Source organism: Sorangium sp. So ce302 (assembly GCF_051530145.1).
Taxonomy (GTDB): Bacteria; Myxococcota_A; Polyangia; order Polyangiales; family Polyangiaceae; genus Sorangium; species Sorangium cellulosum_B.
This window is the reverse complement of sequence record NZ_CP150326.1, coordinates 4,091,474-4,103,847: the sequence shown is the minus strand read 5'-3', so window position 1 is coordinate 4,103,847 and position 12,374 is coordinate 4,091,474. Positions and strand designations below refer to the sequence as shown.

The 12,374-nt window shown below is 71.4% G+C and carries 9 protein-coding genes; all 9 read right to left on the bottom strand.

Features of this window, described 5'->3' with window-relative positions:
- Positions 1 to 81: 81 nt before the first annotated feature.
- The 9 genes from ftsH to WME73_RS15625 all read right to left on the bottom strand — a co-directional run bounded on the left by ftsH (position 82) and on the right by WME73_RS15625 (position 12,187).
- Positions 82 to 1,890, bottom strand: a complete 1,809-nt coding sequence (ftsH, locus tag WME73_RS15665; RefSeq protein ID WP_437916216.1) for an ATP-dependent zinc metalloprotease FtsH — start codon at positions 1,888 to 1,890, stop codon at positions 82 to 84.
- Between the two features lie 325 nt (positions 1,891 to 2,215).
- The gene (locus WME73_RS15660) at positions 2,216 to 5,125 is read right to left on the bottom strand and encodes a PAS domain S-box protein (RefSeq protein WP_437916215.1); all 2,910 of its coding nucleotides are present in this window, start codon (positions 5,123 to 5,125) and stop codon (positions 2,216 to 2,218) included.
- Between the two features lie 239 nt (positions 5,126 to 5,364).
- Positions 5,365 to 5,793, bottom strand: a complete 429-nt coding sequence (locus WME73_RS15655) for a DoxX family protein (RefSeq protein WP_437746262.1) — start codon at positions 5,791 to 5,793, stop codon at positions 5,365 to 5,367.
- A gap of 130 nt (positions 5,794 to 5,923) precedes the next feature.
- Positions 5,924 to 6,769, bottom strand: coding sequence for an ABC transporter ATP-binding protein (locus WME73_RS15650; protein ID WP_437746261.1), 846 nt, complete (start codon positions 6,767 to 6,769; stop codon positions 5,924 to 5,926).
- Positions 6,766 to 7,665: an ABC transporter permease gene (locus tag WME73_RS15645; RefSeq protein ID WP_437917395.1), complete on the bottom strand. Its 900-nt coding sequence runs from the start codon at positions 7,663 to 7,665 to the stop codon at positions 6,766 to 6,768. Before WME73_RS15645 ends, WME73_RS15650 begins: the two co-directional genes overlap by 4 nt.
- A gap of 2 nt (positions 7,666 to 7,667) precedes the next feature.
- A complete protein-coding gene (locus WME73_RS15640) occupies positions 7,668 to 9,107 on the bottom strand; it encodes an ABC transporter substrate-binding protein (RefSeq protein WP_437746260.1) in 1,440 nt (479 codons plus the stop codon).
- A gap of 4 nt (positions 9,108 to 9,111) precedes the next feature.
- The gene (locus WME73_RS15635) at positions 9,112 to 10,107 is read right to left on the bottom strand and encodes a HEAT repeat domain-containing protein (RefSeq protein WP_437916213.1); all 996 of its coding nucleotides are present in this window, start codon (positions 10,105 to 10,107) and stop codon (positions 9,112 to 9,114) included.
- Positions 10,108 to 10,128: 21 nt separating this feature from the next.
- A complete protein-coding gene (locus WME73_RS15630; RefSeq protein ID WP_012235387.1) occupies positions 10,129 to 10,413 on the bottom strand; it encodes a 4Fe-4S dicluster domain-containing protein in 285 nt (94 codons plus the stop codon).
- A 40-nt stretch (positions 10,414 to 10,453) separates the two neighbouring features.
- Positions 10,454 to 12,187: a fumarate reductase/succinate dehydrogenase flavoprotein subunit gene (locus tag WME73_RS15625; protein WP_437746258.1), complete on the bottom strand. Its 1,734-nt coding sequence runs from the start codon at positions 12,185 to 12,187 to the stop codon at positions 10,454 to 10,456.
- Positions 12,188 to 12,374: the final 187 nt, after the last annotated feature.

The following is a 12,374-nucleotide window of genomic DNA, read 5'->3' as shown; positions in this document are numbered from 1 at the left end:
GCGCTCGCGGCGAGCGGGCGGCCTGCCGCCGAGGACGCCTGAAAAGGACTTCCCTTTCCGGCGTCCTCGAGCCTCCGCCGGTCAGGCGGCCTGGCCTTCGGGGCGCGGCCTGCGATCGGCCGGGAAACAGGCCTGGATCTCGTCCATGCCGAGCGTCTCCTTCTCGAGGAGCGCCCTGACGAGCGCCTCGATCTCGCCTCGCCGGGACCTCACGATCTCGATGGCGCGCGAGAGCTGCGCTTCCGTGAGCGCCCGCGCCGTCTCGTCGACCCGGTCGAGCAGGGCCGGGCTCCGCGAGGGGTGCCCGTCGCCGACGCAGATGGGGCCGAGGTGGCTCATGCCGAGCTCCGCGACCATCTTCCACGCGATCGTCGAGGCGCGCTGGATGTCGTCCGAGGCGCCCGCCGTCATCGTCCCGAGGACGACCATCTCGGCGGCGCGGCCGCCCATCAGCATGCAGATCTGATCCTCGAGGTACTCTTTCCGGTACATCAGCCGATCCTTCTCGGGCAGCGCCTGGGTCACGCCGAGCGCGCGGCCCCGCGGCAGGATCGACACCTTGTGCACGGGATCGCAGCTCGGCGCGAGGAGCCCGACCGCGACGTGCCCGGCCTCGTGGACGGCGGTCGCATAACGCTCGTCCTCGTCGACGAGCACCCCCTTGCGCTCGAGCCCCATGAGCACCCGGTCGCGCGCGCGGTCGATGTGCGTCGGGTCCACCGCGTCGGCGCCCTCGCGGGCCGCGAGGATGGCCGCCTCGTTCAGGAGGTTGGCCAGGTCGGCGCCCGAGAAGCCCGGCGTGCCGCGGGCGATGTAGCTGAGATCGACCTCCCCCTGGAGCGGGATCGGCCCGGCGTGGACGTTGAGGATCTCCTCGCGGCCGCGCACGTCGGGGAGCGGCACGGTGACCTTGCGGTCGAAGCGCCCCGGCCGGAGCAGCGCCGGGTCGAGCATGTCGGCGCGGTTGGTCGACGCGATGACCACGATGCCGGTCTCGTGGTCAAACCCGTCCATCTCGACGAGCAGCTGGTTCAGCGTCTGGTCGTGCTCCGCGGAGGCGGAGTCGCCGTGCCCCTTCGCGCGAGCCCGCCCCACGGCGTCGATCTCGTCGATGAAGACGATGCACGGCGCGGACTTGCGCGCCTCGGCGAAGAGCGCGCGGACGCGGGAGGCGCCCACGCCGACGAACATCTCCTGGAAGCTCGACCCCGACGCCGAGAGGAACCGCACGCCCGCCTCGCACGCGACGGCGCGCGCGAGCAGCGTCTTGCCGGTCCCGGGCTCGCCCGTCAGCAGCACGCCGCGCGGCGGGCGGCCACCGAGGCGCGCGAAGCGATCGGGGCTCTTCAGGAACTCGACCGTCTCGGCGAGCTCCTGCTTGACCTCGTGCATCCCCGCGACGTCGGCGAAGCGCACCACCGCCCGCGCCGCCCCGGCCTTCACGTCCGAGAAGACCTTCGGGCTGCGCCGCCGGCTCACCGTGAAGAGCGCGAAGCCGACCGCGGCGAGCACGACCACCGGGAGCACCGCGGACGCGGCGCGCGACGGATCCTCCCGGGAGGCGAAGTCGACAGAGGCGCCGGCGCCCGCGAACCGGGAGACCAGCTCCTGCCGGAGCGTCGGCTCGTCGACGACGGCCGTCACCGCGGCGCCGCCCGCCTGACGCACGAGGAAGCGATCCCCGCTCACCTCGACCGCGGTCGCTTGCCCCGCCTGCGCGATCTGGAGGAGCTCGGTGTAACTCGCCGTGCGCTGCGCGGACGACTCGCGCGCCGCGCGCAGCGCGAGCCCCAGCGTGACCGCAAGCACCACCCCCATGAACCCAAGCACCCAGAGCCGGCGCCCCGCGGGCCCCAGCCGCTTACTCACCTGCAAGAACCAGGAATTCACTGCTGCGCCACCTTACTGCTCCGGCGTCGGGCCGGAGCGGATCTCAGGTGTAGCAAGGATACGAACCTCAGGAAGTTCCTTCTGCCATCATTCTGACGATCTGAGCCGTAGAAACCTGCGAAAGGATGGCAGCACCGCAAAACGGAATACGGAGAACGGACAGCGGCAGGACAAATGTCTCTGCGGTCTTGGGAGGATTGGGAGAACCGATTGACGAGCTCGCCGATGGCGGATTGACGAGCTCGCCTGAAAGCCCCCTTCTCGGGATGGGGTCGCCGGTGGAGCAGGAAGCAGGAGAGAGGGGCAGAGAGGGGCTGACTGCGCGCTACGCCCCGGCGGCTCGCGCGGCCTCGGGCGCGAACGGCAGCGAGAAGCGGAATGTCGTCGCGCCGCCAGGGCTGCTCTCGACGGAGATGGTGCCCCCGTGGGCCTCGACGAGGCCCTTCGTGATGTAGAGGCCGAGACCGACGCCGCGGACGCTGCGCGGATCGACCTCGGGCGCGCGCGAGAAGCGCTTGAACAGGTACGGGAGCGACGCCTCCGGGATACCACCGCCCCAGTTGGTCACCGCGATGTGCGCGCTGGCCCGCTCTGCGCTGACCGTGACCGCGATGTCGCCCTCCGGTCGACCGTACTTGGCCGCGTTGGAGAGCAGGTTGGTGACGATCTGCTCCAGCCGCCCGGGGTCCGCCAGGACGGCGGGCACATCGCCCTTCACCTCCAGCCGCAGGGCGTGGCCCGCGGTCACCTCGGCCGACTTCTCGAGGATCTCGCCGAGCTGCGCGCGCAGATTGACCGGCGAACGATCCAGCGTGAGCTGCCGCGCCTCGATCCGCGAGGCGTCGAGGAGGTCGTCGATCATGCGGCGCAGCCGCTCGATGGACGAGGTGATCCTGGCGAGCTGCTTCTGGCCGTCCGCGACAGGCTGCTCGACGGCCGCGCGACCCAGGAGCTGGCTCGCGGTCGCGATGACCTGGATGGGCTGGCGGAGATCGTGCGCGATGACGCCGATCCACTCCTGACGCTGCCGCTCCATCTCCTTGAGCGCCGAGATGTCCTGAAAGACGGCGACGGCGCCCTGGAGCTCACCGTCGTCCGAGCGCACCGGCGCGGCGTTGACCAGCACCGGGACGAGGCCCCGGTCGGGGCGCCGCAAGAGCCCTTCGGCGCCCGTCACGACGTCGCCGCGCTCGAGGGCCCGGATCAGCGGGCGCTCGTCCCAGACGAGGGGCTCTCCCGCCGGCGTCCTGTGCTCGAAGCACAGCCGGTTGCCCCAGGGATCGGGATCGCGCACGCCGCTCGACGCGTACTGGAGCGCGAGCTTGTTGCAGCTGATGAGCCGCCCCTTGGCGTCGACCAGGATCGCCGCTTCAGGCAGCTGCTCGACGACCGCCTCGAGCCGCTTTCGCTCGTTCGCCTCGGCCCGGTACAGCCGCGCGGTCTCGAGGACGCCGCAGGTCCGGTCGACGAGCAGGTCCGCGACCCGCTCGTCGTCCTCGGTGAACGGCGGGCGGCCGGGGCGCTTGCCGAGGTACAGGTTGCCCACGCTCCGGCCGTGAAACCTGATCGGAACGCCCAGGAATGCCTCGATCGGGTGGTGGTGCGGCGGCAGGCCGATATAGGCGGGGTGCGCGCGCACGTCGGCGAGCCGGAGCGTGCGGCCCTCGCGGACCACCGCGCCGAGGACGCCCACGGGCCGCGGGATCGCGCCGATCTGCGCGATCCGCTCCGCGGGGACGCCGCTCGGGACCCAGGCGTCGAACGGCCGCTGGCTGTCCTCTCCGATGCCGAGCGCCGCGTAATCGGCGCCCACGATCTCCTTCGCGTGCCGCGTCAAGACCTCCAGCACGGAGCGCACCCCCGACTCGGAGCGCGGCAGGCTCGCCAGCGCCTCCGAGGCCGCCGCGCTCGCGGCGCCGATCGCCTCGATCTGCGAGCGGAGGCGCCGCTCCGCCTCGTGCGCGCTCGCGACCTCGGCCTCCATCGCCTTGCGGCGCCCGATGTCGCGGCAGATCGTCGAGACGCCGGTGACGCGGCCCGATGCGTCGACGATCGACGACACCGTGACCTCGATATGGATGCTCTGCCCGCGCTTGGTCCGGCACACGGCCTCGAAGCGCTCGACGCGCTCGCCGCGGCGCAGGCGCGCGAGGACGGCCTCCGCCTCGCCGGCACGCTCGTGCGGGTACAGGACGGGCAGCTTCGTCCCGATCACCTCGCCGGCGTCGTAGCCGTAAAGGCGCTCCGCCGCCGGGTTCCAGCTCAGGATGGTCCCGTCGAGGGAGGTGCCGATCACGGCGTCATCCGAGGCCTGCGCGACGGTCGCGAGGAAGGCGCGCGCCTCCTCGGCGCGCTGCCGCGCCTCGTCGAGGAGGTTCATGCGCGCCGCGCTGACCCAGAGCATGGCCCCGAGCAGCAGCGTCGTGATGGCGGAGGCGAACGCGAACGACGCCGCGATGTGGTAAACTCCGAGATCCGCGCCCACCAGGAAGACACGGCCGATCACGAGCGGAATGAGGATGATGTAGGGCAGGAGGCGCCGCAGCAGGATGCCTCCGGGCCCCTTGGCCGTCAGCGTGGAGAGCGTCATGCAATCGGGCCGCGCCATGAGGAGCCCGGAGGAGAGGGCGACAAAGGCGAGCGCGGAGTGGAGCGCCATGCCCGTGAACGGCAGGAGCGGCGGCAGCCCGTAGAAGTAGCCGACGCCGAACACATAACCGGTCAGCGCGGTCATCGCGAACGCCGCGGCGAGGAGCGCGCTCCACTCCAGGAGCAGGCACGCTCGCCGCGTCTTCAGGGGCAGCGAGAGGAGCGAAAGGCCGATCAGGAAGAAGCAGAGCGCGGTGTTCGGCGACGGCCTGCCGGGGAACTTGCTCGGGAAATCCACGTGCCCCGCGGGCAGCAGGCGATCGATGCCGAGATCCCACGCGAAGACGTACTGCAGGAGGACCGCGAGGCCGAGCGCGACGACGACGCCGGCGCACGCCTGTCCCAGCCAGCGGACGGGGGCCGGGCGCTCTCGCACGCCCAGCGCCCAGAGCGACGCCCCCGACAGGACGAGGGCGACCGCGGTGTTGGGCACCATGCTCGGCAGGCCGTCCGCGATGGAGATGAGGGGGGTCGACCCGATCCACCAGCCGAGCAGGGCGACGCACCCAAGGACGAGCGGGCAGGTCGCCGCGACGGCGACACCGCGTCGCGCGCCGCTCGAAGGCACGATCGCCCCGTCTCCCATCGGGTCCTCCCGGCCAGAGCATAGTGCCGGGCTACCGGGACGGCGCGGCTCGACCTGCGCAATTCAGACGCGCAAACCGGACGGCGCACGCGCTGTCCGACGCAGATGGATCAGGCGCTCCGGGCCTGCGCCGACCTCATCCGCCGTGCCGGACGGAGCGCGCAGCGGCGCTCGGCTCGGACGCACGAGCTCTGGCGGCGATGCCCTCGCGCGGATCGCGCGAGGGCGCGCGCGAGCGCTCAGCGCTGCTTCGTCCCGAAGACCGCCGCGTCGACGGAGAGCCTCCCCGGGCCGACGAGGAGGAGCGCAACCGAGATGGCGAGGTAGACCGCCGCCGTCTCGTACGCGGGTCCGCCCATCGCGAAGAACGGATCGCCGCGCGACACGTGCATCAAGACCGCGACGACCATGGTGGCGGCGAGGCCCAGCGACGCGACCGGCGTCAGGAGGCCGAGGATCCAGGCAAGGCCGCCCCCGAACTCCGAGAGCGCGGCCAGCCCTTGCAAGAACCCCGGAACGGGCGCGGTGGGCCCCATCCAGCTGAAGGGGGCCTGGATCTTCCCCCAGCCGTGAAACATGAACGCGACGCCGATAACGACGCGCAGCGCGAGCAGCCCGACCGAGGCCGAGAACGGCACGTCGGTTACCCGCAGGAATCTCTTGAGCATCGGGATCACTCCTCTCGGCCTCGGTAGTAAGGAGGAACGCCCGGGACATCAAGCGCGTACGAGAGGACCGGAGCCGCCGGCCCGAGGCGCCGCGCCCCCGCGGCCCGGGCACGGCGCGCCGGCCCGCGCCTCACGCGCTGGTCTGGGCCTCCAGGTCGTGGCGGTGCGCGGCGGCCGCGCGCTCGTCGCGGAGGGCCTCGAGGCACCGCCGCTTGATCGCCGCGAACTCGCCGGAGCCCACGATCGCCGCGGTCCTCGGCCTCCCGAACGGCACCGCGATCTCCGCGCCGACGCAGCAGGGGCGGCGGGTCATGAGGGCGATGCGGTCGGACAGGAAGATGGCCTCGTCGATGTCGTGCGTGACGAACAGCACCGTCGTGCGCACCTGGCGGAAGACGTCGAGCAAGAGCTCCTGCATCGAGAGCCTGGTCTGGGCGTCCAGCGCGCTGAACGGCTCGTCCATCAGCACGACGCGCGGCTCCGTGATCAGCACGCGCGCGATCTCCACGCGCTGCTGCATGCCGCCGGAGAGCTGCGCCGGATAGGCGTCCTCGAACCCCGACAGCCCGACCAGCGAGAGCAGGCGCCGGGACGCCTCCCGGCGCTCGCGCTCGGGGACGCCGCGCACCTTGAGGCCGAAGCCGACGTTGTTCAGCACGGTCTTCCAGGGGAGCAGCGAGCTCTGCTGGAAGACCATGCCGCGCGCCGGCCCCGGCCCCTCGACCCGCTCGCCGCCGACGACGATGCTGCCGCGCTCCGGCGCCACGTACCCGGCGACGGCGTTCAGGATCGTCGACTTCCCGCACCCGGACGGGCCGAGGAGGCTCACCAGCTCGCCGCCCTCGACGCGGAGGTCGAGGTCGCGCACCGCCTCGACGCGGCGGGCGCCCGTCCCGAGGGCCACGGACAGGCCGCGGATCTCCACGGCGCCCCCCGGGCTCTCCCGGCGCGCCGCGCGGTTCGCGTCGAGCGTCATCGGCCCTTCTCCTTGGGCTCTTGCCACGGGGTGAGCCACGCGCCGGCCCGCAGGACGAGCGCGCTGCTGACCATGCCGAGCAGGCCGATGAGCAGCATGCCGAGGACGATGTCCGGATAACGCTGCAAGTTGTACGACTCCCAGGTGAAGTAGCCGATGCCGTACTGCCCCCCGATCATCTCGGCGGTCACGAGGCAGAACCAGGACGTCCCCATGCCGATGCTCATCCCCGTGACGATGCTCGGCAGCGCGCCCGGCAGGACCACCTCGAGGAACAGGCGGAGCGGGCGCGCGCCCAGGCTGCGGGAGCTCGCGATGAGCCGCGGATCGAGCGCGCCCACGCCGTGGATCGTCGCGATCAGGATCGGGAACAGCGCGCCCATGTACGTGATGAAGATCATGCTCAGCTCGGCCGACGGGAACATCAGGATCGCGAGCGGGAGCCAGGCGACGCCGGGGATGGGGCGCAGGATCTCGAGCGGCGGCAGCAGGGTGTCCTCGGCGAGCCGCGACCTGCCGATGAGGAGCCCGAGCACGACCCCCGTGGCGCCCGCGGCGGCGAACCCCGCGAGGACGCGGAACACGCTGTTCCCGAGGTGCTGCCACAGCTTCGGCGAGGCGAAGAGCTCCCGCGCCGCGGCGAGGACGTCGGTCGGCGCAGGCACGTTGAGGAACGTGACGACGCCGAGATCCGCGCGGGTCATCGACGCCCACTGCCAGAGGCCGACGCACGCCGCCACGGACACGGCGCGCACGGAGGCGCGGCGGAGGTCGCGGCGCGTCGTCGCCGGCGCGGGGGACGACGCGCCCCGCCGGGCCGCGCTCGCCGGGGCGGGCGCGAAGGCCGCGCCCCCGGCGAGCTCCGCCCCGGCCGGCGCGCTGCGCTCGGAGATCATCGTCATGGCGCCGCCGCCGTGAGCTTCGCGCGCTCGGCCCGCAGGGTCGCGAAGTCGACGACCGCCGCGCCGTTCTCCGCGGCCCACCGCTCCGCGTCCTCCTTCGCCAGGAACGCCGACAGGCCGCCGTCCGGGCGCCTCGCGTACCACGCGCGATCGGCCAGGAGCTTCACCCCGCTCGCGCGATCGTGCACGAACACCGCGCGGATCTCCTTGCCCTCGGTCGTCAGCTGCCCGAGCGCGGCGAGCGCCGTGCCCGGGCTGGCGTACGCGCGCACCTTCGGCTCGCCCGCGACCCAGATCTGCGCGACGAGCGTCGGCTCGGCGATCGGCTCCCCGGACAGCGCGTCCTTCCCGGACAGCGGGAGCTTCGCGTAGCTCGCGAGCCGCGCCTCGTAGTCGAGCCCGAGCTCCGCCGCCGCGCGCCGGATGTACCGGTCGTCCACGAACGTGCCGACATCGAGGGTCGTGTCCGTGCGCTTCAGCAGCGTGAGCGTGTCGACCGCCACCTGGAGGGCGCGGCGGACCTCGGGTTTGATCGTGAAGTCCCGCGTCTGGATGCCGAGCGGACCGTGGAACATGTAGGCGACCTCGGCGTCCACCCCGGTCACCTTCTCGATGAGCTCGCTGTGCTTCTCGGGCTCCTCCGCGAACAGGCGGTCGGCCTCGAGCGCCGCCTTGAGGAAGGCCACGACGATCTCCGGGTATTTCTCCGCGTACGCCTCGCGCACCAGCACGCCGTGCGCCGTCGGCACCTTCACGCCGGAGCCGTCGTAGATCTTCCGGGCGAAGCCGCGGAAGGGGAAGAGCTCCGCGAACGGGACGAAATCCGCGTGCGCGTCGATCTTGTTCGCCTTGAGCGACGAGCCGCCCACCTCCGGCGACTGCGAGACGAGCGTCACGTCCCTGTCCGGGTCCCAGCCGAGATCGCGGATCGCCCGGAGCAGCATGCCGTGGGCCGACGACCCGAACGGCACCGAGATCTGCTTGCCTTTGAGGTCCTTCAGGCCCTGGGCCGGGGAGTCGCTCGGCACGACGATCCCGTTGCCGCTCCCCAGCGCGCTGCCGGAGAGCGTGGCGATGAAGCGGCTGCGGCTCCCCTGCTTCTGGAACGCCACGCCGTTCAGAACGCCGGGGAAGTCGGCCATCGCGCCGATATCGAGCTTCTCGGCCACCATCTCGGTCGTCAGCGGCGGCCCCGAGGTGAAGTCCTTCCACTCGATCTCGTAGGTGACGTCCTTGTACTTGCCGTCCCTCGGCAGGTGCTTCTCGAGCAGCTTGAGCTCCCGGATGAGCAGCCCGCCGGTGGCGCAATTGATGGTCGTGTCCTGCGTCCCGATCGCGATCCGGATCGTCTGCTTCGCCTCGGGCTTGCACGACAGCCCGGCGACGACCGCCGCGAGGAAGCTGAGGAAGGCGAGCGCGCGGAGTGCCCTGGTCATCGGTTCAATCCCTCGCAAAGGTCTCATGTCGTTCGTTGCCTCGTCCGATTCCCGTCCGGATGGCCTCGAGCGCGCGCCCCGCCGCCTTCCGCACCTCGACGTCGGCGTCGCCGAGCAGCCGGCGGAGCGGCGCCTCCGCGGCCGCCGCCTCGATCTCGCCGAGCGCCTGCGCGGCCGCCTTGCGCAGATCCGCGAGATCGCTCCCGAGCAGCCCGACGAGGTCCTCCGTGGCCGAGGCGGCCCGGAGCCGCCCGAGCGCGAGCGCCGCCTCCTTCCGGACCTGCCAGGCGCCGTCGTCGAGCGCGCTCCGGAGGTGCGGCGCCGCGAGGCCGTGCGCCGAGCGGCCGAGCACGATGGCGGCCTCGACCCGCACCCGCCAGTCCGGATCGGAGAGCAGCCCCACGAGGTCCTGGACGAGCGCGGTATTACCCCGCGCGCCGAACGACTCGAGCGCGCCGATCGCCACCTGCCGCACCCGCGCGTCGGGATCGCGCAGGCTCGGGCGGAGCGCCGGCGCGGACTCGGGCCGCCGCAGGTAGGCCAGGGCGAGGACCGCCTCGCGCCGCACCTCGGGATCCGGGTCGCCGAGCGCCCCTTCGAGGGGCGCGAGCGCCCGCGGGTCGCGGATCTCGCGGAGCGCCACGATCACCGAGGTGCGGACGAACGGGCTCGTGTGCCCCAGCGCGTCGATGAGGTGCGTGGCGGCGTCTGCCCCGCGGATCTCGCGGAGCGCCGTGGCGGCCGCCTCCCGCACGCGGGCGTCCTCGTCGTCGAGCGCCCCGACGACGGCGGGCACCGCGCGGGCGTCGCCGAGATCCTCGAGGTGCCCGAGCGCGAGCGCCCGCACCGTCGGATCCTCGTCGCGGACGGCCGCGATCAGGGGGTGGAAGATCTCCGGATCCGAGAGATCCTCTATCTGCGTCAGCGCCAGCTGGCGCGCGCCGGGGTCGGGATCCCCGAGGATACCCTCGAGATCCTGCGCGAGCGAAGGCTGTGTCATGTCGTCTCTGCCGTGGGGTCGTTATCGGATGAGAAAGGGGATCTTCACGGTGATGGCCTCTTTGGGGCAATCGATCTCGCACGCGAGGCAATACCAGCACTCGTCGTAGGCCATTCGGGCCTTCTTCGTCTCGGGATCGATCGCGAGGCAATCGACCGGGCACGAGTCGATGCAGATGCGGCAGCCCTTGATGCACGACGCCTCGTCGATGACGACAGGCAGATCGAGCCGCACGGCGGCCTCGGCGTGGCCCACGGACCTGGCGCTCTGCGCCTTGACGGATTCGCGGTTGAGCAGGTGACCCATCGCTTGATTGACCTCGTGTTCTCGCGTTCTCGCTCGCTCGTCAGGCCGACGCGCGCTGCTCCTCGGCCGGGATGCGCAGCCGGTGGTAGGCCGCGCGCTCGCCGTCGTTGATCGGGAAGAGATAAGGCTCCACCGGCCTCTTGAAGGCGACCATCTCGCCGCGCTCGTCCTTCTTCAGGTGCACGTGCGTGAACCAGCTTCGGTCGTCCATCTCGGGGTAATCGAGCCGGTAGTGGTAGAGGCCCCAGCGGCTCTCGGTCCGGTACAGCGACGCGCGCGCCGCCATCTCCGCGCAGTCGCGGATGAAATGGCACTCCATCACCCGCATGAGCTCGTGGGGGCTCTCCGCGGTGACCTCCTCGAGCTCCTCCTTCGCCCGCAGGAAGTACTCGAGCCCGAGCGTCATCTTGTTCCCCGTCTTGGGCGGCTGGAGATAATCGTTCACCAGGCGCCGCACCTTGTATTCGTACTGGTGCGGCGCCACCCCGCTCCGCCGCGAGAGGGGGGCGAGGATGCGCTCCCGCTCGGCGTCGACCGCGGCGGCGAGCGGCTCGACCGCGGGCGCGCGCTCGAGGTAATCGAGCGCGCTCTGGGCGCAGATCTTCCCGTAGGTGAGCGCGCCGAGCAGGTAGTTGTGCGGCACGCACGCCATGTCGCCGGCGGCGTAGAGCCCGGGCACCGTGGTCTCGCCCTTCTCGTTGACCCAGACCCCCGACGCGCTGTGCCCGCTGCACAGGCCGATCTCGGAGATGTGCATCTCGACGAGATCGCTCGCGTAGCTGTGCCCCCTCCCCTCGTGGAAGCGCCCGCGGCTCGGGCGCTCCGTCTGGTGCAGGACCCGCTCGACCTCGGTGATCGTCTCCGGGGCGAGGTGGGTGAGCTTCAGGTACACGGGGCCGTTCGCGGAGTGGAGCTCCCGGTAGAACTCGAGCATCATCTGCCCGCTCCAGTAATCGCTCTCGATGAAGCGGTGCCCCCGCGCGTTGACCGTGTGCCCGCCGAGCGGGCCTGTCACGTACGCGCACGCCGGACCGTTGTAGTCCTTGATGAGCGGGTTCACCTGGAAGCACTCGATGCCCGAGAGCTCGGCGCCCGCGTGGTACGCCATCGAGTAGCCGTCTCCCGCGTTGGACGGGTTCTCGTACGTCCCGTGGAGGTAGCCCGACGCCGGCAGCCCGAGCCGCCCCGAGGCGCCGCAGCACAGGATGACCGCCCTCGCCTTGATGATCTCGAGTTGTCCTTCCCGGGTGTCGAAGCCGATCACCCCGGCGACGTGCCCGTCGGTCACGAGGATCCGCGTCGCCATCACGCGGTTGACGACCTTCACGCCGGCGCGCTTGACCATGCGCGTCAGGATCTTCTTGAGATCGTAGCCCTCGGGCATCGGGAGGACATAGCTCCCGTTGTGGTGGACCTTCTTGACGTCGAAATCGCCCGATCGCGTCTTCTGGAACTTCACGCCCCAGGAGTCGAGCTCCTGGATCATCGCGAAGCTGTTGCGCGCATATTCATAGACGGCGCGCTGGTTCACGATGCCGTCGTTGGCCACCGTGATCTCCTTCACGTACTGCTCCGGCGTCGCGTGCCCTGGGATGATGGCGTTGTTCAGCCCATCCATGCCTATCGCGATGGCGCCGCTCCGCTTGATATGCGCCTTCTCGAGGAGGACGACCCTCCCCCGGGGCAACCGCTGTTGCGCCTCCACCGCTGCAGTGGAGCCTGCGCTGCCGCCGCCCACGACGACGACGTCCGCCTCTGTCACGCGAATGTCCATTACAAGCCCTCAAGGTTTCAGGCGCGCACACACGACGACCCCACCGCCTCTCGGCCCAATGGGCCAACGGCCAGCGGCCGGGGTCGGACGCCCGGCGTCTCTCATCACAGACGCGACATCCGTTTTAACAGACGGCCTGTGCTTCGGCAACCGCTTTGTTGCTGCTGGCGCAGCACCGGCCGGGTGT